This window comes from Clostridioides sp. ZZV14-6154 (genome assembly GCF_020657785.1).
Taxonomy (GTDB): domain Bacteria; phylum Bacillota; class Clostridia; order Peptostreptococcales; family Peptostreptococcaceae; genus Clostridioides.
The window spans coordinates 376,153-400,539 of the sequence record NZ_JAGWCY010000001.1; the positions used below are offsets into that span (position 1 = coordinate 376,153).

Consider the following 24,387-nt stretch of genomic DNA (forward strand, 5'->3'; position numbering starts at 1 on the left):
AAACAACCTCCTTGTACATTTCATTACTATTATAATATCAATTCTAGTATAAAAATGTAGTTAAGATGTATTTTTAATGATTAAGATTATGTAAAGATACAAGTATGTACTTTAATTGTAAAATAAAAATGCCTAAATAATAGGCATTTTTATTTTTTATACATTCCTTTTTGTCAATTCTCTTGTTTTGATTTATATATTTTTGATTTATATTTTATTGAAAATGCATTAACAGTTTTAAATATGCAAATACATATTTAAATAAAACTATTACTACAATCTTTATTTCAACATATTTACTTTAAATTCAGTATTTCCATGAATTCATCACCTGTAATTGTCTCTTTTTCCAATAAATATTCAGCAAGTTCATGTAGCTTATCTATATTATTCTCTAAAATCTCAATTGCATTTTTATGACAAGTCTTTACTATTCTAAATACTTCTTCATCAATTTTAGCTGCAGTATCTGAAGAACAAGCAAGAGAAGAGTCTCCTCCTAGGTACTGATTACTTACTGTTTCAAGAGCAACCATATCAAATTCCTCACTCATACCAAGACGAGTAACCATAGCTCTTGCAATCTTAGTAGCTTGCTCTATATCATTTGATGCACCTGATGTACAAGTATTAAAAATAACTTCTTCAGCAGCACGACCACCTGTAAAAGTAGTTATTTTATCAATTGCTTCTTCTTTAGACATAAGTACACTTTCATCTTCTGCAACTTGCATAGTATAACCCAATGCACCTGAAGTCCTAGGTATTATTGTAATTTTATGGACAGGTGCAGAATGTTTCTGCATTGCAGCAACAAGTGCGTGACCTATTTCATGATAAGCTATGATTTTCTTTTCTTTATCAGAAATCACAGCTCCTTTACGTTGATATCCTGCAATTACGGTCTCAACAGATTCCTCAAAATCTTGTTGCTCTACTACATCTCTGCCAGATTTAACTGCTAAAAGTGCTGCTTCGTTTACAATATTTGCAAGTTCTGCTCCAGATGCACCTGATGTAGACCTAGCGATTGCATTATAATCTATATTTGAGTCTACATTTACATTTTTAGCATGTACCTTTAATATAGCTTCACGTCCTCCAAGGTCTGGAAGTTCAACTGGTATACGTCTATCAAATCGTCCTGGACGAAGTAATGCTTTATCAAGACTATCAGGTCTATTCGTTGCAGCTAGTATTACTACACCTATTCCACCATCAAATCCATCCATCTCACTTAATAACTGATTTAAAGTTTGTTCACGTTCATCATTTCCACCTAGTCCACTTCCATTATCACGCTTTTTACCTATAGTATCAATTTCATCTATAAACACTATACATGGAGCTTTCTCTTTAGCTTGTTTAAATAAATCACGTATTCTAGATGCTCCCATACCTACAAACATCTCAACAAATTCAGAACCAGATATTGAGAAAAATGGTACATCTGCTTCGCCTGCTACAGCTTTTGCAAGTAATGTTTTTCCTGTTCCTGGAGGTCCTACTAAAAGTGCACCTTTTGGCATTTGTGCTCCTATTTTTTTATATTTTTCTGGATTGTGTAAGAAATCTACTATCTCACTTAGAGCTTCTTTTGCCTCATCTTGACCAGCTACATCATTAAATCTTTTTCCACTTTGGGCAGATACATACATTTTGGCATTGCTCTTTCCAAATTGCATACTATTACCACCCATTCGTTTTTGCATTGATTTCATCATTAAATTACCAAATAGCATAAGAATACCTATAGGTACTATCCATGTAAGTAAAATACTTAAAAGAGGTGAATTTTCTTTAGGAATAATCTTAGTAAATTCTACTTTTGCATCTTTTAATCTATCAACTAGTTCTGGATCATCCATTCTACCAGTTATGTATATATTTTTATCCTTACTACTAGATGGGCTTATTGCAATTTTATTACTTTCTATCTCAACAGATTTAACCTTTCCTGTATCTAACATTGTAAGAAATTTTCCATAATCAATCTCAACCATTTTTTTATCCATTAGACTTGGAAATATTAAAGCATTTAAAAACATTACTACTATTATTATTATTGTATAGTAATAGAGTATTGACCTCTTTTGTGGTTTGTGTTCATCCATAATTTTGTTCTCCTTTAAATTAATTTTATGTTATTTGCAATCAATATGAGTTAAAAGCTTATTTAATTTTTTTAAGCCCTCTATTATATCTTCCATATCTTGCAATTTTTCACTAGTCATATTTTCAAAATAGTCATCAAAAATACTACTTGAAATATTTTCTTGTATATCTAACGATTTTTCTGTTACTTTAACTTTTACAATTCGTTGGTCTTCTTTATCTCTTATACGATTTAAAAATCCATTTTTTTCTAGTCTTTGGCATATTACTGATACATTGCTATTTGTCATATTCAAATTTTTACCTAAATCACTTATTTTTTTCTCTCCATGTTCACATAGTTCTGATAAAATCAAAGCTTGTACTGCTGTAATCCCAAGCGGTTGATAAAACTGACTTAATGAAGTTGTAAATTTAATATTTATATCTCTAGTTAATTCTAGCAGTGCTTTTTTAAAACTTATCTCATCCATATAAATTCTCCCTGTAAAAATACTTTATTTTACTAATATTTTTAACTTTAAATTCAAAAATATTTTATAAATAATACTTAACACTATAAATATTTAATGTATTAAATATTATAGTATTAAGTATTTATTGTCAATAACAATATTGTAACTTCAGTCATAAATAGTTTATCTTATTATTGAAATTTTTGTATAAGATATTTTTAATAAAAAATCGATGTATTTATTTTACACCGATTCCTCTCATTTTAATCTTATTTAAAAATTAAAATCTAAAGTTATTTACTATTACAATAAATTTAATCTTCTGTTAACATATTATATACAAAATCAAAACTTCCTTTATGTGCACCCAAAGTCGTTTCCATAATACAAACAAATGCCTTTGCTTTTTGTAGTATTTCATCATTATCCCAATCAAACATACCTTTATCAAATATACATTCAGAAGAAACAAGTAAAAACTCTATTGTCTCTTTTGGATATTTTGTATTGAATATTCCTTCTCTTATACCTTGTTCTACTACCTCTGTTAAAATAGGTGTAAAATTTAAAATAGTTTTAACTATTGTCTTTTGATGCATCTCAGCATTGTTGGGTTGGTGAAATTGATTAATCACTTTTTCTTTACTTCCTCCAACTTTAGGTCTTTGAGATATTAATATTTGAAAAAACTTTTCAACAACTGGAATGTCTGGATTTGAAGCAATTTCTTTTAACATATTTATATCATTATCTATAATTCTAGTTATAATTGCATCCATTACCTCTTCTTTAGATTTAAAGTAGTAATAAAATGTTCCTTTTGCAATTCCAATCTCATTTAAAATATCATTTATAGTAGTTTTTGTGTATCCTTTAGTACAAAAAAGCACTTCAGCTGTGTTGAGGATTTCACTTTTACGTTCTTCAGGGTCTTTTATAATTCTCATATAGTTTCTCCTTTCAATAGACCATCAGTCGGTTTAGTCTTATTATATAAAACTACTTTTATAATGTCAATTTTATAAAATAAAAATAAGGTATAAAGAAGTATTATAATTACTTTTATACCTTATAGATTCTCATATTTTTTTGGTTGTATTTTATATTATTAAATAGTTTTTTATCCAATTTCTAAACAAAAGTTCTGAATGTTTTTTCCATTTAACAGTTGGTTCTTTTGAAGGATCGTCATTTATATAGTAATTTTGAGGTATTGAGATTTTATCACCTCTATCTACATCTCTTTTATATTCTCTATCTAAAGTATATTTATCATATTCACTGTGACCCATTACAAATACATCTCTTGAATTTGTAATTATATAAGGACCAGCTTCTTTAGAATGACTTACAATGCTTAATTCATCATTATTTTTTAAAGTTTCAATATTTACAGTAGTGTGTCTTGAATGTGGAGCAAAAAACTCTTTTTCAAATCCATCTACTATCTTACTATTTTTATCTACTTCATGCTTAAATACTCCAAAACATTTTTGACTTAATGGAAGTTTTTTTACATTGTAGTATTTGTAAAGACCTGCTTGAGCTGCCCAACATATATATAATGTAGATTTAGCCTTACTTTTAGAATAATCCATAATATCTTTTAGTTCATCCCAATAATCAACTTCTTCAAACTCCATTTGTTCAACTGGAGCTCCTGTTATTATAAAACCATCAAAAGATTCTTTTTTTGCTTCATCAAATGTTTTATAAAAATTCTTAACATATTCATTACAACTTCTTTTACTCTCTCTTGTTGAGATTTTAATAAATTCTACAGATACATTAAAACCTGTCTTATCTATTCTTCTAAGTAAATCTAACTCTGTATCTATTTTTATGGGCATTAGATTTAATATAGCTATTTTAGTATCTATATTTTCTTTGTATTCTAAATGTTTATTAAAGTCTTCTTTACAAATCACATCTATTCCTTCATCTAATAATTTATTAATAACAGGTAGCCCCTTTGGTAGTATTAAAGCCATATCTTTTCACTTCTCTTTCTCTTATACTATTAGAAATTTAAAGCTTGATCTAAATCAGCTATTAAATCCTCTACATTTTCTATTCCAACAGATAATCTTATTAGTGAAGGTAATACTCCAGATGCAATTAATTGTTCTTCTGTTAATTGTCTATGAGTAGTTGAAGCTGGATGTATAACACAAGTTCTTACATCTGATACATGAGTGACTAATGCTGCTATTTGTAGTTTTTCCACAAATTTTTTAGCATTTTCAAGTCCCCCTTTTACTCCAAATGATAAAACTCCACTGCATCCTTTTGATAGATATTTCTTGGCATTTTCATAATACTTATTATTTTCAAGTCCTGGATAGTTAATCCAATCTACATTTTTATGTTTTTCTAAAAACTTAGCTATCTTAAGTGCATTTTCACTATGTCTCTCCATTCTAAGATGTAGTGTTTCAATATTTAAATTAGTAAGATATGCGTTAAATGGACTCAAACAATTTCCATAGTCTCTAAGTAATTGAACTCTTGTTTTAGTAGCATATGCAGCATTGCCAAACTTCTCAGTATAACTTATTCCATGATATGTTGGGTCTGGCTCAACTAATTCTGGAAATTTTCCATTGTCCCAGTTAAAATTTCCACCATCTACTATAATTCCACCAACACTTGAAGCATGGCCATCTAAATATTTTGTAGTAGAATGAGTGACTATATTTGCTCCATATTTTAGTGGATTACAAAATACTGGTGATGCTAACGAGTTATCAACTATAAATGGAACATTAATTCTTTTAGCTACATTTGCTATTTTTTCAAAATCTATAACTTCAAGAGTTGGATTTGCAAGTGTCTCTGCAAATACAACTTTAGTATTTTCATTTGCAAGTTCTACTATTTCATCCTCGCTTGCATCTAAATCAAATGATATTAAATCTATTCCAAATTTTTTAAGACTAGGTCCTAATAAATTAAATGTTCCTCCATATACTTTTGAAGAACAAAGTATACTATCTCCAGATTTACATATATTTAAAACTGCCAACATATTTGCAGATTGACCTGATGATACGGCAACAGATGATACTCCTCCCTCTAACAAACTTATCTTTTCTTCAAAAGCTTGAACAGTAGGATTACTTATTCTGGAATACATATGACCATCAGCTTTTAAATCAAATAAGTCAGCAAGTTGGTCTATACTACTATATTTAAAAGTTGTACTTTGATATAAAGGTAAAACTCTTGGTTCTCCATTTCCTGGCTTATAATTTCCTTGCACGCATATTGTTTCTTTGTTATACATTTTTGTATCCCCCTTAGATTTTAATTAAGAAAATTAAACTATTTGTCAGATGAGATTTAAAATAAATAAAGCCTGAGTATATAACTCAGGCTCTGTATAAGCTTAATTATACTCATCTCTCAGCTTTCGCCGCAGGATTTAGCACCAATGTATATAAATATACTGGTTGCCGGGTTTCATAGGGCCAGTCCCTCCACCTCTCTGGATAAGATTTATTTAATTTTTCTATGTTTTATATCTTATATTTTTTTCCTAATTTTGTCAACTATTTTTTATATAATTTTCTTTTAATAAATTTTCCAACCTCTACTTGCACTACAGACATTATAGCTAAAATCACTGTTACAAGCCACTGTGAGCTATTTAAAACAGTTAAATTAAATGCATCTCTAAAATTAGGGACAAATAATATAACTGCCATAAGCAAAGCAGAAGTTAAAAATGAGATTAAAAGAAATGGGTTTTTACCACTATTTTTAGTAAACATAGAGTCTGTATTTGAACGTTGGCTAAATGCACGCAACATTTGTGAAAATGCTAATACACAGAATGCCATTGTTTGACCTACAGTATGGTTTCCTATATTAAGACCAATTTTATATGCTAAAATGGTCATTATTGCTACAAATATCCCCTGAGTAATAACTCTTTGTACAAGATTTTTTTCAAACAAACTTTCTGATTTAACAGGTTGATGCTTCATTATGTTTATACTTGGTGGGTCAACTCCAAGAGCAAGCGCTGGAAGAGTTGCTGTTGCAAGGTTTACCCATAGAATATGCACAGCAAGAAGTGGAGTATCCCAGTTTAACAATATTGCAACAAATAGTGTAAGTATCTCTGCTATATTTCCAACAAGCAAGAATTGTATAACCTTTTGTATATTTCTATATACACGCCTACCCTCTTTTATTGCATAAGCAATTGTGGTAAAACTATCATCCATTAAAATCATATCTGAAGAATCTTTTGCCACATCTGTACCACTTATACCCATAGCTATACCAATATCAGCAGACTTTAATGCAGGGGAGTCATTTACCCCATCTCCAGTCATCGCTGGTACTTCTCCTATTCTTTTTAGAGACTGTATAATTCTGAGTTTATCAAATGGTGATACACGAGCAAATACTGTAGTATTTTTAACAGCTTTATCCAGTTCCTCATCACTTAAATTATCAAGTTCATCACCAGATATAACAGTATTTCCTTCATTCCAAATTCCCAATTCATGAGCTATTGTTGTGGCAGTGACTTTATGGTCACCTGTTATCATTATGGTTCTTATGCCTGCTTCTTTACAAGTTTTTACTGCATCAATTACCTCAGTTCTTGGTGGGTCAATCATACCAACCATACCAATAAATGTCAAATCATATTCTATGTTTTCACTATCTTCCTTTGGTATCGATAAAATTTCACGCTTAGCAAAACCAAGTACACGTAATGCATCTTTAGACATAGCGAGACATAATTCGTGTATATTTTTTTTATCCAACTCTGTAATGTTTCTTTCACCTTTTGATGTTAATATTTTGGTACATAAATGGAGAAGTTCATCCACTGCACCTTTAGTATATACTGTGATTTTTCCATCTATATCATGAACAGTTGTCATACATTTTCTGTCGGAATCAAAAGGTTGCTCAAATACACGTGGATATTTCTCTTCAAGAGCTTCTTGATCTATTCCAAATTTATTAGCCATAAAAATCAATGAACCTTCTGTTGGATCACCTAATATTTCATCTGTTTTATCTGGATTTATACATGCATCATTACAAAGTGCACCAGCATAAACAATCTCTTTGTATACTAGTGGATGTTTCTCAGACGCAGTATCTATTGATGTTACTTTTCCAGATTCAAAATCGCCATTTACAGCAATATGTGTAACAGTCATTTTATTTAAGGTTAATGTACCAGTTTTATCACAACATATTACTGTAGCTCCTCCTAATGTTTCAACTGCTGGCAACTTTCTAATCAAAGCATTTCTTTTAGCCATACGTTGCACACCTAGAGCCATTACAATGGTTGCTGTTGCAGGTAATCCCTCTGGAATGATTGATATAGCAAGGGAAATTGCAATCATAAACATTGGTAAGAGAGGTCTCTGGTAAAATGCACCTATTGCAAATATAATAACGCATACAATAATACCTATAACACTTAATGTCTTTCCAACAGTATTAAGTTTACGTTTTATAGGAGTATCAAAATCATTTTGTGAATCTAAAAGATGTGCTATATTACCTACTTCTGTGTCCATACCAGTTGCAACTACAACGCCTACACCTCTACCATATGTGACAATTGAAGACGTATAAGCCATATTACTACGGTCTCCTAATACACTTTCTTCAGGTAAAAGGTCATCTGAATCTTTTTCTGATGGTACAGACTCTCCTGTTAAAGAAGCTTCTTGAATTTTTAAACTAGATGTATCTATTAAACGAATGTCTGCTGGAATCATTGCTCCATCTTCTAAAAAAACAATATCTCCTATTACAAGATTACTTGCTTGGATAACATTTTCTTCACCATCACGCATAACACGTGCTGTAGGTGAATTCATATTTTTTAGTGCTTCTAATGATGATTCTGCTTTTTTTTCTTGAACAATACCAATAACTGCATTTACTGTTACAATTATTAGAATTACAAAAGCTTCTGTAAATTCTCCAAATGCTAAAGATAATACTGATGCACCTATTAGTATCAATACCATAGCATCTGTAACTTGGGTCCAAAGCATTTGTAAAACTGTTCTAGGTGGTCTTTTTCTCAGTTCATTTAAACCATGCTCTTTAATCCTGTTTTCCGCCTCGGTATCGGTGAGCCCCTCCTCTGATGAGTCTAAACTCTCTAATACTTCATGTGTTGCCATCGAATGCCAAGGCATCTGTTTGTGATTTTCCATTTTGGAAGATCACTCCTTTCTTTTTTTGATTTAAGAATAATTATATTTTAAAATCCAATTCAATTCAATACTCAACAATTATATTTTACCTAAATTTAACAATTTAGTTTAAAATCTATATAAAAATATCTACTCTTTTACAAACACATACTCATTATTGTTAGATAAGTTTTCTTGATATTTATACCCTTCTAAATTAAATTTTTTTAAGTCGTTAATATCTTCTATTTTATTTTTAATAATATATTTTACCATCATTCCTCTAGCTTTCTTTGCTTGTGTTGATTCAACTTTTAATATATTATTTTTATTTATTTTAAAATTACATGTTACATATGTATGATTATCATCGATAAATTTTCCCACAGTTTTACTGTATTCACTTGATGCAAGATTGACAATAGCTGTATTTTCTTTACTTAATTCTTTATATATACTGTCTCCCCAATATTCATATAAATTTTTAAATTCTCTTATCTGTAGCTTTGTCTGCATTTCTAGTCTGTATTCATATATACTATCATAAGGTTTTACAACCCCATACAATCCACTTATGATTCGAATACAATTATTTGCAAATTCCTCATCTTGCTTTGTAAAACGCTCTGCTTCTATATTTTTATATTGTATTCCATCATAAGTTAAGATTGCAGGACTTCCTAGACTGTCAAATTTAAAATTATCAAATCTACTCTTGTTCAATATGGCTAACTTCTCGTTGATTTTCATTTTATTTTTAAAATCTTCTAAACTAAAATTTTTTATATTCTTTGATATTTCTTTTGCATTATCTATAAAACAAGGTAAGCTTAAATCTCTATCAACTGCTTGTGCATGTTTCATATTTTTAGCTGGTGATAACATTATAATCATAAATTCTTATTACTCCTGTTTTTCCAAATATTCAAGAATCTCTTGTGCATTTGTATCTGGTTTTGCTTTTTCAAAAACTTTTTCAATAATTCCACTTTCATCTACAATATAAGTTGCACGAACGACTCCTAGAGCAGTTTTCCCATACATTTTTTTCTCTTTCCACACATCAAAAGCCTTAATAGCAATTAAATCTGGGTCAGAAAGTAAAATAAAAGGAAGCTCATGTTTTTCTGCAAATTTTTGATGTGATTTAATACTATCTTTACTTATTCCAATAACTGGTATATCATTATTTTTAAATCCTTCATATGCGTTTCTAAATGCACATGCCTGACGTGTACATCCTGGTGTATTATCTTTAGGATAAAAATATATTACCACTTTTTTCCCCTTAAAATCTGACATACTGACTTTATTTCCATCCTTATCTTCTAATGTAAATTCTGGTGCTTTTGTACCTATACTTAACATAAATATCTCTCCTTTTGTTTTTTAATCAATAATTTATACTATATTTATATTAATACCCTATATTTCTATATATAAATAAAATATTTTACTTTTTTATATGGAAAATTTCATGGATATGTAAATTTTATATACTAAAAATTTCAACTTTATTTGATTAGAGCATTTAAACTGGAATTTATGTTAAATAACTATAGTAATTAAAATAAACAGGATTTAATTTATGTATTAAATCCTGCTTATTTATTTTTAATCTTCTAATACTCTAATCTATATAAATTTAAATTCTTCTACATCAAATAGACCTAAATCAGTAAGTCTTATTTTTGGAATAACAGGAAGAGCCATAAATGAAAGTGTAATAAAAGGGTCTACATACTTTGGAACTCCCATTTTTCTTGCTATTTTTAACATATTATCAGTTGTTTCTTGCACTTTATCTGCTGGAAGAGTACTAATTAATCCAGCTACTTGAAGACTTAAGTGAGCAAGTACTTTTCCATTTGATACAATTACATAGCCACCCTGTATATCTCTCAAGTAATTTACTGCAACTATAATATCTTCATCATTATCTCCTGCAACTATGATATTATGTGAATCATGAGCTACAGTAGTTGCTATTGCTCCATTTTTTATACCAAAACCTTTTAATGGTGCAACTGATATGTTTCCAGTCATTCTGTGTCTCTCAACAACACAAAGCTTTGAATATTCTTCATTTGGATTGAAATATCCATTTTTGTTTGGTATAGATTCAAATAATTTATTTGTTAGAATCTGATATGGTACAATTTCCATTACATAATTTTTCTCATTTGACTTTAATTGTATTTTTTCTCTATCAATATCTTTAAATTTAACTGTATTAAGCAGCTCTTTATCCTTAATTTCATAATTATAATCAGAAAAAATTCCCTCATCTATCAATTTACCATCTTTATAAACACTACCTACCTCCATATTTTCTAAATTGTTTAGAACAACAATATCTGCTTTATACCCAGCACCTATTGCTCCAATTCTATTTAGACCATATGCTCTTGCTGAATTATAAGTTGCAATTTTAATAGCTTTAATTGGCTCCATACCCAAATCGATTGCACATTTTATATTCCATCTTATATGCCCTTGTTTTTCTATATCATCCAAATGTTTGTCGTCTGTACAAAACATAAATTCTTCAATTGGTAAGCTATATTTCAATAATCCCTTTATTATAGCTTCTAAGTTTTTTGCTGCACTTCCTTCTCTTATAAAAATTTTTAGACCTGCTCTTAATTTTTCATACACTTCATTAAAAGTTATACATTCATGGTCATTTTTTATTCCTGCACATACATATGCTTGAAGTGACTTTCCAGTTATATTTGGTGCATGTCCATCTGCCATTTTATCTTTAAAAGCCTCTAATTTATCTAAAATTTCTTTTTCAGCAGATATAACATCATTAAAACACATTACCTCTCCTAATCCTAAGATTCTAGGATTATTTATGTAGGCATCCATATCTTTTGCACTAAAATTTCCTATTCCATTAGTTTCGAATCTTGTTGCAGGTACAGATGATGGTAGCATAATATATACATTTAAAGGTATCTCTTCTGTTGATTCTAGTAAAAAGTCTATTGCACTTGCTCCTTTTACATTGACTAGTTCATGAGGGTCAGCTATAACAGTTGTTGTACCTGACTTTAGTAATTTTTTTGATAATTCAATTGGCATTACCATTGTAGACTCAATATGCATATGTGCATCAATAAAACCAGGTGATAAGTATTTACCACTACAATCAATCTCTACTTTTCCACTATATTCGCCGATTCCAACAATTGTATCCTCTACTATTGCTATATCTCCTACTATTAATTCTTCTGTGAATACATTTATAATTGTTCCATTTTTAAGTACAATATCAGCTTTATCTCTTCCACTTGCTACATCACACTTTTTTTTCAAATTACTCATTTTTACAACTCCTCTTAAATTTTTTATATCAATATACTTGTTGTATCATATTAATTTATATTAGCATATTTTATGCTTACATCTCTACCCTACTTACGTTGAGTATGGAGTATTTGGCCTATCTTCGATAAAAAGCATTTATTCCATAATTTATTAAATTAAATACAAAAACATGAGAAACAATAATATTATTTCTCATGTTCTTTATAAATATTTTAATTATATTAAGTTTTATTTTTTATATTTTTAATATTTGTTACTATATCCATAGTATAGATTTATGTATTTTTATCATTTATACTAATAACTACTTTTAATTAACCTAAAAATGCATAAACTATCATTCCTACGATTATAGCTGGTATAGTAGTAATAATCATAGCCCATAAGGAAGATTTTTTGTCCATTGCTAAAAGTGGAAAAAGAGCATCTCCATCTTGAGATATGGAATTAGCTATTACTGCACCAAGTGGTATAGTTCCTTTCAAGTAAAATGACATAAGTACAATTTGTATACCACACCCTGGAATAAGCCCGAGACCTGCACCTATAAATACACTAATTACACCTGTTGATAAAACTAAATTAACTAAGTATTCATCTCCACCTAAAACCAATATTATCAAATCGTAAATAAGATATGCAATAAAAATCCATGTAATAACAAATGAAATTTCACCTACAGAATGTATAAGCATTTCTCTTAAGGAAATCTTCTTATTTTCTTCCTCTTTTTGATTAGAATTTTTAAATACTTTTTTAAAACACCACATATAAACTATTGAGAATAGTATTCCTATAACTGCTATTGCTTCTTCTAGTGAATGTAATTTTTCAATAATAGGAAGATTTATTCCAGAATGAGCAAGAGACATAAATATAAAACCTATTAATACAATTCCTATATAAATTTTGTACCCTTTACCATGTGTTATTATAAATGCAAGTCTATTCGTATTTCCATGAGATTTAGCTAAATTATCCAAAATGATACCATCATGATTATGCGACTCTTCATTCTCTTTATGGTCACTTTTATCTATATTATGTTTGTCTGATTTTCTATATTTATTTAATTTCAATTTTTTTTCTAATTTAAAATAATCTACTAGTTGTCCCGTTATTATTCCTGTAATTGTACTAACTATAGTCACAAAAAAATACATTTTAATATTTGATGAAATAAGTATAAATGCAGCATCCCCCATACTTGCTATTAAACTTGCAATGATTGCTCCAAAGCTTAATTTTCCACTTATATATAATGGCATGATTGCCAAACTCCCACCACAACCTGGTATAGCTCCTATCAAAGCTCCTATTAAAGGTTGATATTTTCTATTTTTTGATATAATATTAGTAAAATTACCACTAGTTTTATAGTTTATATATCCAAATAGCAAAATAAAAAATCCAATCATAGAACCCACATGTAAAAATGCTTCTTCAGAAGCAGATATTAACATTTCCATTAATTTACCTCCTATATTAATTTCGCAATAATTATATTATTTTTCATTTGTTATTGATAATCAATATCATTATACCTTTTAAATTTCTAATATTAAAAAGTGCATATCTTATATTGTTAATTTCTTGCATATTAAGATACACACTTTCTGATATTAGGTTATCTAGTTATGACATGTAATAGTATAAAATTACATATAGATATTACAATAAATTTTATATATTATACCAATAGTACACATGTTTTTATTGTTTACTATATTTATAAATTCTCAATAAATGTTATTACTTCCTCTATTATCCAATCTGGTGTAGATGCTCCTGCTGTAACTCCTACATTTTTATACTTCTTAAGCATATTTACATCCAATTCGTCTTTAGTTTCTATTGCAAAGGTTGGAACTAAATCTTCACAAACTTTTACTAACTTTTGAGTATTAGAACTGTGTTTTCCACCTATAACTATCATACAATCAACTTCTCTTGCTAATTCTTTAGCTGCTTCTTGTCTAGTTTTTGTAGCTGAACAGATTGTATCATTAAACACTATATGTTCTAGTTTATCAGCTAATTTGTCAACTATATTTGAATATAAATCTGGATTTATCGTTGTCTGTGCAACAACACAATATTTTTTTGAATTGTCAAATTCCATATTCTCCATTTGCTCTACAGCTTTTATTATTATTGCTGAGTTTTCGCACCATCCATTTATACCTATCACCTCTGGATGTTTCATATCTCCAATAACTATTATTTCATAACCCTTATTATGATACTCACTCACTACTGTATGTATTTTCTTTACAAATGGACATGTAGTATCTACAATTTTGAGCTTTTTATTTTTAGCTTCTTTGTATACTTTCTCAGGAACTCCATGAGATCTTATTATCATATTTTCATAATCTGGTATTATATCAATTTCATCTACAGTTTTAAGACCTTTCTGTTCATATCTTGCTACTGCTTGTTTGTTATGAATAAGAGGTCCTAAAGCATATATTCCAGAATCATTTTTCTCTACTTCATCCCATGCCATTTTCATTGCTCTCTTTACTCCAAAGCAAAATCCTGCATTTTTTGCTATTTTAACATTCACAAAATTCCCCCCTTATTTTGAATATTTAAAGTAATTCTGTTTTATTATTTCTAAAACTTCTTGTGACATTCTTTCGTGGTCATCATTACTTAACTTTTCTTTAAAATGTTCTTCAAATGATATTGGCTCTCCAAAATACACAATTACCTTACTAAAAGGTTTATACTTAGATATTATCGACACTGGTACAACCTTAGATTTACTCTTTATTGTAAATAGAGAAAGACCTGCCTTAGCTTTGCCAAAGTTATCTCCTTTAATTCTTGTTCCTTCTGGAAATATTCCCAACACATAACCATCTCTAATTGACCTTAAAATAGTTTTTATAGTAGATACATCTGGCTTTTCTCTATTTATAGGCATAACATGCAATTTTTTTAATATAAAACCTAATGGTTTCACTTTAAATAATTCTTGTTTTGCAATAGCTGCTATTTCCCTATTCTCTATAGCTGCTGCTAAAAATACAGGATCAAGATTTGACTTATGATTTGAAGCCACCACTATATTTCCTCTATCTGGTATGTTTTCGGCACCTATAACTTCATATTTAAAAAACACTTTAGAAAAACATCTAAAAATATTTATTGCAAATCTATAAAAATTCACGTTTATCTCCCTTCAATACTACATTATATTCTCATTTTAGATACATTGAGCTTAAAAACTTATCTTAGATACAACTTCTTGTACAACCTGCTCTATAGTCTTTCCTGTAGTATCTATTTCTAGTGCATCATCAGCTTTTACTAGTGGTGCAAATTCTCTATTTGAATCAATTTCATCTCTCTTTACTATATCTTCAATTACTTCTTTTAAAGTAGTATTATATCCTTTATTACAAAGTTCTTTATAGCGTCTACTTCCTCTTTCTTCTGGTGTAGCTACTAAAAAGAATTTATAATCTGCATTTGGAAAAACATATGAACCTATATCTCTACCATCTAATATTACTGAACTTTTTGTTCCAATTTTTCGTTGAACTTCAACCATCAACTTTCTTACTTCTTTTATCTTAGCTACATTGGAAACATTATTGCTTACTTCTATTGTTCTGATTTCCTCATTTATAATTTTTTGGTCTAAATATATGATATTATTTTTAAAATCTATATCCGAATTTTCAGCTATTTTAATAACTTCTTTTTCATTATTGACATCAATATTATTTTTTAAACACTTATAAGTAACAGCTCTATACATAGCACCTGTATCTATATAATTTATATTTAGTTTTTCTGCTACTATCTTAGCTATTGTACTTTTACCAGCCCCTGCTGGTCCATCCACAGCTATAATCAAATTACTCATATCTACACCTCTATTTTATTTATATTTAATAATCGACTTATTAAAAACTATACTTATACACTAGTCCCTGCAAGATATCCAGTTGAAAATGCTATTTGTAAATTATATCCACCAGTTTCTGCATCTACATCTATTACCTCACCTGTAAAAAATAAATCCTTTATTAACTTAGACTCCATTGTAGAAGAATTAATTTCTTTAACTGAAATACCACCAGAAGTAACCATTCCAGTGTTTATGCCTGTAGTTCCATTACAAGTTAGTTTCATATTTTTTATATACTCAATAATTTTAATTTCATCAGCCTTAGACAACTCATTTGCTTTTTTATCACTTAAAGATAATATAGAAAGAATTTCTCTTAAGAAGTTTTGAGGTAATATCTGTTTAAGATTATTTAAGATATTTTTATTTGGAATTTCTCTAATTATATTAGAAATTTCATTGACATCTAAATTTGGTAAAAAATCTATATTTAATTCTACCTTATCTTTTTCAATAATCTTATTGATATAAGAAGACATTATAAGTACACAAGGACCTGTTATCCCAAAATGTGCAAATAGCATGTCTCCTGATTTTGATATTTTCTTTTTCTTAATCTTACAAGATATTTCTACATTTCTCATAGATATTCCTTGTAAAGCTTTAATCCATTTTTCTTCTATTGTAAGTGGAGCTAAAGCAGGATATAGTTTATTTAATGTATGTCCATGATTTTGAAGAACCTTATACATTAAACCATCTGAACCTGTTTTTGAATAACTAACTCCTCCAGTTGATATAATAACTTTATCACCTAATATATTATCTCCATTATCTAAAATGACACCCTTTATTGAATAATTTGCTTTATTATTGTTATGGTCATCTTGTTCAGTGATTTTTTCAATTATAATATCCACAACTTTTTTATTATACATTATCTTTACATTATGATTAATTAAGTCCTTATTTAATACTTCTATTACTTCTATCGATTTATCATTCTTAGTATAAACCTTATGGTCATTTTCTTCTTCAATCTTATACTCTAAATTTTTACTTTCAAAATACGATATAAGATTTTTATTTGTAAATGCATAAAAGCTACTATATAGAAATTTTTTATTGTTTACAACCTTATCAAAAAAAGCTTCTATCTCTCTATTGTTGGTAAAGTTACATCTACCTCCACCAGTTGCTCTTAACTTTCTCCCTAACTCTCCATTTCTTTCAATCAATATTACTTCATTATTGTTTTTTGAAGCTGACAAGGCTGCCATCATGCCAGATGGACCTCCACCAACCACTATAACTTTACTCATAAACTTCTCCTTATAATTTGATACTTACTCAAGTGCAGAATTATTTATTTTTACATGATTTTTTATATGACTTGTATCATTCATCTTTATTACTACTGGACCGTAATCTTTAAATTCTACTATATTTAAAGCAGTGTTATCTTGCTTAATTCTGTATATATTTTCCATACCTGACTCTAGGAATGATAGTAACATAACCCTCAATGTAATTGAATGTGTAACAAGAACTATATTTTTATCATTGTATTTTTCATTTAATTCCTTTATAAAAGTATCTACTCTTTCTTTTATAATTTTAAGAGTTTCTCCTTCTGGTATATTTACTAAATGTGGCTCATTTCTCCATGTTGAATATATATCTGAATAGTCTTTTTGAATTTCTTTTATTAAAAGACCTTCCCAAACTCCAAATCCCATTTCTCTAAGTGCTTCAGTTTTTTGGACTTCAATATTGAGCTTATCACCTAAAATTTGAGCTGTTTGCATTGCTCTTCCTAAATCACTACTAAAAATATAATCAATTGAATACTTACCAATGTCTTCAGAAAGTTCTCTTGCTTGTTCTATCCCTTGTGCTGTAAGGTCAGAATTACCATGACCTTGTGTTTTTCCTAATAAGTTCCAATCTGTTTGTCCATGTCTTACTATATAAAAAGTATTTCCCATATTTCCTCCTAATATATCTGTCTATTTTTTATTAAATATAAATTGTCACTTCTCAAAATTTAATTATATCATATAACAGTTTACTATGTTTCTATTTTATAACTTAATCTAAGATATTCTTCTCTTCTCAGCTCATCCTATTTATATTTACCACAATTTATTATATAATAACAGTTTTTTTCTTAAATTATAAAATGTAATCATCATATTTTATTTATAAAATTCTTCAAATCTATATTCTTGAATCGGATTAAAATATTTATCTCTATCTACTTTTGATAAAAACATGTCTAGTGGCCTTACAAATACTCCTGTATCATCATATAAAGTTTTATATAAGACCAAATTATTATTATCTTCTTCTTTTTTATGATAAAAGTTTCCATTCAAGTCTCTATATATAAAAATATTTTCATCTAGCTCAGTATGCTTAACATCTAGCTTATACCTAACTGTGTTTTTAGTTAACCCTTTTTCATTATATGTTTCACAGATTTTTTCTATATCATTACTATCAATGGCTTTGCTCAATCCCATTGTAGCATAATATTTTCCTTTAAAATGTTTATAAATACAAGGATATTTTAATTTTCTTTCATCAATGTTTAGACTATTTTTTGGTTTATCCATTTTACTATCCTCTCCTACATGTATTGTTTGAAAAAGTTGTTTATGAGTTTAATTTTTATTTATATAAATATATTCTACTTTTCTTATTATGCAGTTATATAAAATCATGTAGCTATATAAAACTTATCCTATATTTTATTTATTAAAAGCAATGCTTGTCTTATATTTTATCATAATTTAAAGTTTATTAATAATATAATAAAATAAATAAAGAGGCTGTATAAAATACAGCCTCTCAAAGTTAATATTTATAATCATATAATTTTTCTAACTTCTTTTCTAATTTCTTTTTTCTATCTAAACCTAAAACTCTTATAAAGTTATTTCCTACAAAAATACAATTATTGCTGAGATAAAATTCACACTTATCTAAATTTACAATATAACTGTTACTACATTTGAAAAAATTTTCTTCTTTCAGTAGTTTTTTTATACTAGAAGAATTTTCTCCAATATAATAAGTTTCATTTTCTGTATAAATTTTTGATTCATACTCTTGCTTTTCTATGTACAAAATCTCTTTAATGTTAATTGAAAAACGTTTATCTTCGTGTTCAATATTAATAAAACATTCCTCTTTCATTACCATCCCTCCAAGTATTCTTATTAATTTAATTTTAGTGTTTTTTATCAATTTAATCTATCGGAAATATATGTAAGATTAGTCTATTTGAAATATTTATAAAGTTATTTTTGATATTGACTTACAAACTCATTTTTTGGCATTAATTTTTAAAGTTAAAATAGCCTATTATAAATAATATCAGTAATTATAGATACATATTTCTTTAATAAAATAACTCTTCAATAAAGTTGTGTAAAATTATACATATAAAAGTAAATATTGACTTTTATATGTATAATTTAAAGAATTAAGATTTAATTACAGATTTGTTAAAATAATTTTATACTTCTTAATTATCAATTGAAAGTTCATAGATATATCACAAATATATAGCTAAAATCAATCTTGTGGTAACAACTAACAAACACAGATTATCTATAAAGTCTAAAGTAAAAAATAGGGAATTATATAACTTGCAAAAGATTTCAGATTTGCACAAAGGATACTACAAAGTGTCTCTTATCTTATTCACAGTCCAAAGACAATTATTATAATAGCTGGAATGAGCAAAGTAGTTGATGATGTTCAGTCTGCCATTGGAAGAATTCGAACATTTACTTGTTCTGCACTAGCATTAAATGGAAAACGTAAGGCTCCTTTAGAAAAAACTACTCATTACTAAGGTAAGCATTTCTTGAAATTATTAAAAAGTTGATAAGTAATATTACATGGTATAGTTATGGACATAAAAAAAACAGTCTATATGTTAAAATAAACTGCTCTATAAACTAAAACTTGATAATTTTTAAAATTGAACCTGTATAATTATATCTATAGGTTCACAATAACAATCAATCCTAAAAATCCTATCATAAGAATTGTTCTAATCAAAGCTAATGCATTGATAATTATTTTTGTCTTATGTTTTTATATATACTATCAATAATCCTTTTGTAATATTGTACTGTCTAGACTTCATACTTTATATCCGTTCTAATTGCTATTTTCCATCTGTTTATGTGCTTCTATTTTTTCATATCCAAGAATCTTGTATTCACAAAAGATATGTGAAAATACTCTTTTTTATTCTGAATAACTTGCTTCAATTTATTTACAAATCTGTATAATATGTTGCCACTATCAGTTCTTCATAGTATTCTAACTTTAATACCATCTAATAATAGGAGGAATTTATGAACTACTTAATAGTTTTCTTAATAATGTTATTTATATATTTTTTACTCCTACCATACAACTTAGGAATATCTGATGTAATCTTACTTATTTCACTAATACGCTCATTTTAAAGAGTCTTAGCACAATCAACTTTATCTACTTCACCAGATAATTCAAGTTTCAATATTTTAAAACAAATAAGCTATAATATATCAATTAGAAATATTCACTAAGCTATTTTTATATGTATTAATTAATTTATTATATTGTCTTTTTTAGCTTTAATTTTAAGTATTATACGTATTAATACAAATATTGAGATATTGGACAATATCAATAGTAAAACTATTACTAGAAAAACAACTCTCTTTTCAGGAGAAATTTTTAAAAGATTAATAATATAATCGTAAAGTATAAAAAAAGATAATAAATTTGCTATCATTGGAACACATATATACAATTCTTTTTTACTAATTTTAAAATTAGTAAAAGAAATTTTATATATGTACAATAATATAATTAAAATCAATTTTCCAAAAAAGATAGCTTCATATCTGTATAAATTTCCATTAAGTAAAATATTCATATTATCTAAATTGTTCATTGAAACTACTAATAGCATACTCAATGCATTTATACCTATTAACACCATCCAATAAAAAAACAAAATCACTAAACATTTATATATATTGACCTTATAATTTGACTTATAAAAAATAAAGGTTATAAGAATACATATCCATATTCTATCATTAGCTCCTACATTTATATAAAAAGAACAAATAATGAGAAAAACAGAAAATAAGAAAGATATATTTAACTTTATTAAATTAGTTTTTACTTTACTTGTATAATCAAATACTTTCTTGCATGCCCATATCTCTATAATAGAAGAAACAATTGTTATAAACGTGTCTAGCATAATAACTCCCCAAAAATAATTAATTTATATCTTCACAATAAAATATACCATTAAAAATACATACTCATTATAACATAAAAAGACACTTAAATTTGATATTATTACTTAATGATTTTAATAATAGTATAAAATCAACTATGAAATATTGACAATTAAGTTGTTAACAATACAATCAGAAAATATAAAAATTATTTCTTCATTTTATTTTAATTATGCTTAAAAATATAAGTCGACTCTAAGAACAATTAGAAACAATTAAGGCAGTTTGATATGATTAAATAAAATAATTGCTTGAATTAAGAAAAAATAGTGAATTAAAAGATTATTTTTAAAACTAAAAACATAGAGCACTAAAATAGGTGGTATCATTTAATTTGATACCATCTACTTTAATCATTATAGGTATTTTACTGAATTTACGCCTATTAATCATCAATTTATAAATAGTTGATAACTTATTAAATAATACCAGCATAGATTCTTGTATATATCTATCTATTAAAAATTTAAGCATGCAAACACATATACTTATTCATCCTTTAAATTTTTAAAATGATTTTCAAATAAATCTAATGCATTTTTGTCAATAACTTCATCTTCATGTAATGCTGAAAGTAAACTTTGCAAAGAATTATCATGTATATTACTTAAAAAATCTTTTGTCTCAACATTTAAATATTCTTTGTGTCCAACAACTATCGTATAATGAGTATATCTATCTATTTTTTCTGCATCCAAGAAATGCTTTTTAACAAGTCTTGATAAAAGTGTCAATGTTGTTGTTTGTTTCCATCCATATTTTTGTTCCATAGCTTCAATAGTTTCTTTTGATGTCACTGTATCATTTTTTTCCCAAATAAACTTCATAACTTTTAACTCTGCTTGTGGTATTTTTGAAATTGTCATAACCTTACGCCCCTCTCAAACTTTTATTAAATTAATACTATCGCAATATAGTTTTTAAGTCAAAGATTTTGTCGATAATAATATTTTCCAATTTTTTCCATAATTTATTTCTTGATATAATTCTATAACAAATTACATAAGAAATGTTTATTCTACATTATGAAATTAAATATATACACTATTAAAAAACTAAAAATTTAAACTTTTCTTTAATTGATATATAAAAATTGGATATATAGCATTTATATTTGACATTTTCTTTGAAAGAATCGTACAAAAATTAAAAAATAATTTGTGTTCGATTTTCTTATAATATCACTTTTTTATTATTACGCATTCAATTATAACTTTGCTATCTTGTATCTTTGACAACTATTTCATTTGGTATGGATGTTTATTTGCTTTTACATTTCATTTTATATTTCCTCACTTTAACTTATATATCCGATTTAAACACCATGTTCCTGGCGTATTCACATCCATAATCTTTTTACCAATCTGTATCTGGCTACTTTATATTACATCGAATATGCTTAATTATAGTCTGTTTAAACTTTCACTTTCCTGTTTTATTGGTACAATTTTATTAGTAATAATATTTGTTTCACTTCATAAAGCTATGAAATTTTTTGAGTATTTACTAATAATGTATCAGGGTGAAAATAATCATTAGTTTTAGATATTATTATAATTTCTACCATTATACAACAGGCAAACAAATGGTACAAGGAGGTTGTAAAAACACAATTTTAAGGTTAATAAAAATAAAAGAATTCATAAAAATGAATTCTTTTATCTATAATTTTGATTAGTTTTTTAAATATAGTACTAAAGCTACTCTTCTTTTTTATCAAAGTTTAAAGATTATTTTACATTATCTTTAGTAAATAATCCAGTAAATTTATACATCCAAAGTGCATTCAAAAATAATAATATACTTGTTGAGAAAAATACTGTTCTAATACCTAAATGGGCCGATATTTGTCCCCCTAAAAAAGCTCCTGATGAACATCCCATATACTGAGCAGATGCATTATATCCAAATATTCTTCTGGTGCAATTTTTTTTAATAAACTATTTACAGAAGGATTAAGCCCTGCCACTGATAATCCTAATAAAAATCTCATCAACATCAGTTGCCATGCAGTTCTTACAAAAGCTTGTGGTATAAATATAATTCCTGCCCATAAAAGTGAAATTAGTAATACCTTTTGAGGTCCTATTTTATCTGACATTTTTCCAAGTTTTTGAGCTGCCAATAGGTTTGCTAATCCTGATGCAGAAAATGTCAATCCTGCTATTAAAGCTACATTTGATGCAAAATTTGTAAGCTGTGATATATATATTGTTACAATTGGTTCTATAGAATATAATGCCAGCTGAGTAATAAATGTAGTCACAAAAATGGATGCAATTAAAAACTTATTTGGCAATAGATTTAATTGTTCTTTAGGTATAGAAATTAACTCTTTTATTTCTTTAGGTCTAAAATTATCTACTACAAACAGAATAGATATGATAAATGATACAAATAATAATCCTCCGGTTATAATAAATACACTTTTAAGTCCTAAAATTGATTCTATATACCCTCCTACTGTTGGCCCAATTAATGAACCAGTAGTTGATGCAGTTGCAAGTGTACCTAAGGCCCAACCAGAATGATTTTTATCTGTCTGAGTTGCAATCAGTGTAGTACATGCAGTTACATAACCTGTAAAAACACCTTGAAGAATCCTTAGCCCTAATAGCTGATAAACATTTTGTACAAATGTCATTGTAAATATCACTATTCCCATGCCAATACTTGCACGTAAAAGCATTGATTTTCTTCCATATTTATCAGCAGCTTTCCCTCAAATTGGCGAAAAAAATGCTGCTACTACAAAAGTACATCCAAAAATCATACCTGAATACTGTTGTATTAAGCCTACATCAGTTACACCCAACTGCTTAATATATAATGGAAGTATAGGTGCTATTTGGCTCATACCTATAGAACTAAAGAACATCCCTATCCAACATACAAATAAATTTCTTTTCCACAATTCCATATAGAACTACACCCCCTAAATTTTAAATTTCTTTGACAGCACTATAATTTTATTACCTTATACTATTAATTATAAAGTTTAAAAAACTTAATTTCCATGTATATCCATAAAAATAAAAATATTTTATGGATATTTCTATCTATTTCAAAAATAAATTTCAAATTTTTAAAAATTTACTTACGACAAA

General features: G+C 27.4%; 24 protein-coding genes and 1 riboswitch. Of the genes, 2 read left to right on the forward strand and 22 right to left on the reverse strand.

Going from position 1 to position 24,387, the window contains the following annotated elements; genetic code table 11:
* Positions 1 to 296: 296 nt before the first annotated feature.
* The 17 genes from ftsH to KGF45_RS01815 all read right to left on the reverse strand — a co-directional run bounded on the left by ftsH (position 297) and on the right by KGF45_RS01815 (position 19,160).
* Positions 297 to 2,114, reverse strand: a complete 1,818-nt coding sequence (gene ftsH / locus KGF45_RS01735; RefSeq protein ID WP_227829938.1) for an ATP-dependent zinc metalloprotease FtsH — start codon at positions 2,112 to 2,114, stop codon at positions 297 to 299.
* A 30-nt stretch (positions 2,115 to 2,144) separates the two neighbouring features.
* A complete protein-coding gene (locus KGF45_RS01740; protein WP_227829939.1) occupies positions 2,145 to 2,588 on the reverse strand; it encodes a MarR family winged helix-turn-helix transcriptional regulator in 444 nt (147 codons plus the stop codon).
* Between the two features lie 296 nt (positions 2,589 to 2,884).
* Complete coding sequence (locus KGF45_RS01745; protein ID WP_227829940.1) at positions 2,885 to 3,517, reverse strand: TetR/AcrR family transcriptional regulator; 633 nt, start codon at positions 3,515 to 3,517, stop codon at positions 2,885 to 2,887.
* 153 nt (positions 3,518 to 3,670) lie between these two features.
* Positions 3,671 to 4,561, reverse strand: a complete 891-nt coding sequence (locus KGF45_RS01750) for a homoserine O-succinyltransferase (RefSeq protein WP_227829941.1) — start codon at positions 4,559 to 4,561, stop codon at positions 3,671 to 3,673.
* A 29-nt stretch (positions 4,562 to 4,590) separates the two neighbouring features.
* Positions 4,591 to 5,856, reverse strand: coding sequence for an O-acetylhomoserine aminocarboxypropyltransferase/cysteine synthase family protein (locus tag KGF45_RS01755; protein ID WP_227841667.1), 1,266 nt, complete (start codon positions 5,854 to 5,856; stop codon positions 4,591 to 4,593).
* A gap of 109 nt (positions 5,857 to 5,965) precedes the next feature.
* A riboswitch (SAM riboswitch) is annotated at positions 5,966 to 6,068 on the reverse strand.
* A 53-nt stretch (positions 6,069 to 6,121) separates the two neighbouring features.
* Positions 6,122 to 8,779 carry a cation-translocating P-type ATPase gene (locus KGF45_RS01760; protein WP_227841668.1) on the reverse strand — a complete coding sequence of 886 codons (2,658 nt, stop codon included), beginning with the start codon at positions 8,777 to 8,779 and terminating at the stop codon, positions 6,122 to 6,124.
* A 129-nt stretch (positions 8,780 to 8,908) separates the two neighbouring features.
* The gene (gene yaaA, locus KGF45_RS01765; RefSeq protein ID WP_227829944.1) at positions 8,909 to 9,652 is read right to left on the reverse strand and encodes a peroxide stress protein YaaA; all 744 of its coding nucleotides are present in this window, start codon (positions 9,650 to 9,652) and stop codon (positions 8,909 to 8,911) included.
* 9 nt (positions 9,653 to 9,661) lie between these two features.
* On the reverse strand, positions 9,662 to 10,126 hold the full coding sequence (bcp, locus tag KGF45_RS01770) for a thioredoxin-dependent thiol peroxidase (protein ID WP_227829945.1): 465 nt from the start codon (positions 10,124 to 10,126) through the stop codon (positions 9,662 to 9,664).
* Positions 10,127 to 10,393: 267 nt separating this feature from the next.
* Positions 10,394 to 12,091 (reverse strand): adenine deaminase, encoded by a 1,698-nt coding sequence (gene ade, locus KGF45_RS01775; protein WP_227841669.1) that lies wholly within the window; start codon positions 12,089 to 12,091, stop codon positions 10,394 to 10,396.
* 317 nt (positions 12,092 to 12,408) lie between these two features.
* Positions 12,409 to 13,563, reverse strand: coding sequence for a putative manganese transporter (locus KGF45_RS01780; protein WP_227841670.1), 1,155 nt, complete (start codon positions 13,561 to 13,563; stop codon positions 12,409 to 12,411).
* A gap of 260 nt (positions 13,564 to 13,823) precedes the next feature.
* The gene (locus KGF45_RS01785; RefSeq protein ID WP_227841671.1) at positions 13,824 to 14,663 is read right to left on the reverse strand and encodes a 4-hydroxy-3-methylbut-2-enyl diphosphate reductase; all 840 of its coding nucleotides are present in this window, start codon (positions 14,661 to 14,663) and stop codon (positions 13,824 to 13,826) included.
* Between the two features lie 12 nt (positions 14,664 to 14,675).
* Positions 14,676 to 15,272 (reverse strand): lysophospholipid acyltransferase family protein, encoded by a 597-nt coding sequence (locus KGF45_RS01790; protein ID WP_227841672.1) that lies wholly within the window; start codon positions 15,270 to 15,272, stop codon positions 14,676 to 14,678.
* A gap of 51 nt (positions 15,273 to 15,323) precedes the next feature.
* The gene (cmk, locus tag KGF45_RS01795; RefSeq protein WP_227841673.1) at positions 15,324 to 15,974 is read right to left on the reverse strand and encodes a (d)CMP kinase; all 651 of its coding nucleotides are present in this window, start codon (positions 15,972 to 15,974) and stop codon (positions 15,324 to 15,326) included.
* Positions 15,975 to 16,027: 53 nt separating this feature from the next.
* A complete protein-coding gene (locus KGF45_RS01800) occupies positions 16,028 to 17,281 on the reverse strand; it encodes an NAD(P)/FAD-dependent oxidoreductase (RefSeq protein ID WP_227829951.1) in 1,254 nt (417 codons plus the stop codon).
* 24 nt (positions 17,282 to 17,305) lie between these two features.
* Positions 17,306 to 17,947 (reverse strand): histidine phosphatase family protein, encoded by a 642-nt coding sequence (locus KGF45_RS01805; RefSeq protein WP_227829952.1) that lies wholly within the window; start codon positions 17,945 to 17,947, stop codon positions 17,306 to 17,308.
* A 210-nt stretch (positions 17,948 to 18,157) separates the two neighbouring features.
* Positions 18,158 to 18,577 carry a DUF1653 domain-containing protein gene (locus KGF45_RS01810; RefSeq protein WP_227829953.1) on the reverse strand — a complete coding sequence of 140 codons (420 nt, stop codon included), beginning with the start codon at positions 18,575 to 18,577 and terminating at the stop codon, positions 18,158 to 18,160.
* 241 nt (positions 18,578 to 18,818) lie between these two features.
* A complete protein-coding gene (locus KGF45_RS01815) occupies positions 18,819 to 19,160 on the reverse strand; it encodes a LytTR family transcriptional regulator DNA-binding domain-containing protein (RefSeq protein ID WP_227829954.1) in 342 nt (113 codons plus the stop codon).
* 508 nt (positions 19,161 to 19,668) lie between these two features.
* On the opposite strand from KGF45_RS01815, the gene KGF45_RS01820 reads away from it, so the two are divergent.
* Positions 19,669 to 19,824, forward strand: coding sequence for an LUD domain-containing protein (locus KGF45_RS01820; RefSeq protein WP_304521581.1), 156 nt, complete (start codon positions 19,669 to 19,671; stop codon positions 19,822 to 19,824).
* Between the two features lie 747 nt (positions 19,825 to 20,571).
* On the opposite strand, the gene KGF45_RS01825 is transcribed toward KGF45_RS01820, so the two are convergent.
* On the reverse strand, positions 20,572 to 21,240 hold the full coding sequence (locus KGF45_RS01825) for a histidine kinase (protein WP_227840377.1): 669 nt from the start codon (positions 21,238 to 21,240) through the stop codon (positions 20,572 to 20,574).
* Between the two features lie 528 nt (positions 21,241 to 21,768).
* Positions 21,769 to 22,146: a BlaI/MecI/CopY family transcriptional regulator gene (locus KGF45_RS01830; RefSeq protein ID WP_227829955.1), complete on the reverse strand. Its 378-nt coding sequence runs from the start codon at positions 22,144 to 22,146 to the stop codon at positions 21,769 to 21,771.
* Between the two features lie 343 nt (positions 22,147 to 22,489).
* Between KGF45_RS01830 and KGF45_RS20405 the strand changes: the two genes are divergently transcribed.
* Positions 22,490 to 22,819, forward strand: coding sequence for an HXXEE domain-containing protein (locus tag KGF45_RS20405; RefSeq protein WP_227840389.1), 330 nt, complete (start codon positions 22,490 to 22,492; stop codon positions 22,817 to 22,819).
* Positions 22,820 to 23,010: 191 nt separating this feature from the next.
* Here KGF45_RS20405 and KGF45_RS20410 read toward each other — a convergent pair whose 3' ends face one another.
* Genes KGF45_RS20410 through KGF45_RS20415 form a run of 3 tightly spaced genes read right to left on the reverse strand, consistent with a single transcriptional unit; the run spans position 23,011 to position 24,200 of the window.
* Positions 23,011 to 23,163 (reverse strand): hypothetical protein, encoded by a 153-nt coding sequence (locus KGF45_RS20410; RefSeq protein ID WP_413926577.1) that lies wholly within the window; start codon positions 23,161 to 23,163, stop codon positions 23,011 to 23,013.
* The gene (locus KGF45_RS01840; protein WP_413926578.1) at positions 23,136 to 23,969 is read right to left on the reverse strand and encodes an MFS transporter; all 834 of its coding nucleotides are present in this window, start codon (positions 23,967 to 23,969) and stop codon (positions 23,136 to 23,138) included. Before KGF45_RS01840 ends, KGF45_RS20410 begins: the two co-directional genes overlap by 28 nt.
* Positions 23,970 to 24,002: 33 nt before the next feature.
* Positions 24,003 to 24,200, reverse strand: a complete 198-nt coding sequence (locus KGF45_RS20415; protein ID WP_413840309.1) for a multidrug transporter — start codon at positions 24,198 to 24,200, stop codon at positions 24,003 to 24,005.
* Between the last annotated feature and the right edge of the window lie 187 nt (positions 24,201 to 24,387).